The sequence below is a fragment of the Mesorhizobium sp. M7A.F.Ca.ET.027.03.2.1 genome, from assembly GCF_003999175.1.
Classification (GTDB): Bacteria; Pseudomonadota; Alphaproteobacteria; order Rhizobiales; family Rhizobiaceae; genus Mesorhizobium.
In genome coordinates this window covers 1-920 of record NZ_RZOM01001573.1, presented here as the reverse complement: position 1 = coordinate 920, position 920 = coordinate 1, and the positions used below count along the sequence as shown (strand labels likewise).

Annotated in this window: 1 protein-coding gene and 1 pseudogene; one reads left to right on the top strand and one right to left on the bottom strand. The window is 59.0% G+C overall.

Annotated elements, in window-relative coordinates; translation table 11 throughout:
* The coding region (locus EN750_RS36520) for an ATP-binding cassette domain-containing protein (RefSeq protein ID WP_127399430.1) at positions 1-507 on the bottom strand (507 nt) is incomplete at its 3' end.
* Between the two features lie 274 nt (positions 508-781).
* Here EN750_RS36520 and EN750_RS36515 point away from each other — a divergent pair.
* Positions 782-920: pseudogene (locus EN750_RS36515) on the top strand (GGDEF domain-containing protein); the annotation flags it as partial.

Genomic DNA, 920 nt, shown 5'->3' with positions numbered 1-920 from the left:
CTGGCAAAGTGCGACGCGGCGGCGTTCGCCGCCCGAAAGCTTGGTGACCTCCGAATCCTTGGGCGGGCAGCCCAGCGCTTCCATCGCCATCTCGACCTGCTGTTCGAGATCCCAAAGGTTGAGCCGGTCCATTTCGTCCTGGAGCTTGGCCGACTCGTCGGCCGTCTCGTCGGAGTAGTTCATCATCAATTCGTTATAGCGTTCGATGACGGCGGTCTTGGCGGCGACGCCTTCCATGATATTTTCGAACACGGTCTTGTCCGGATCGAGCGCCGGCTCCTGCGCCAGGTAGCCGACAGTGGCGCCTTCGGCCAGCCAGGCTTCGCCGTTCCACTCCTTGTCGAGCCCGGCCATGATCTTGAGGATCGTCGACTTGCCCGAACCGTTGGGGCCGAGGATGCCGATCTTGGCGTCGGGATAAAAGGAGAGATGGACATTCTCGAGCACCTTCTTGGTGCCATAGGCCTTGTTGAGGCCGGCCATGTGATAGATGAACTGGCGTGCCACGCGCGCTTTCCCTGAAAAAACTGACTGGCCCAGAAAACTGACTGGATCTGTCGAATTGAGTGGAGGTTGGCCGCTATGTAGGCGATGCGGCGGCGAACGGCAATCGCTTTTGCCATATCTGCCCGGTCACACGCGGAAGTGTCCGCCAATCGCCGAAGTTTTCCACCAGCACGAAGCGTGCTGAAATCTCCGGTTAACTCTTCGGCGTCAAAACAGGATCGGAGTGGAATCGCTCGCTATCCGCGATTTCGAGAAAGAGATCGGGTCGACGGCATTGCTGAACAGTTTCCTGCTCCTTGCCGAAGCGGTCGTCTACTTCAGCGTCATGGTAACGCTTTTCCGCTTCCGGAGGCGCATCGGCCTCGGCGTATTCGTCTGCGCGCTCGGTGTCATGCACTTCCTCGAGACCTATC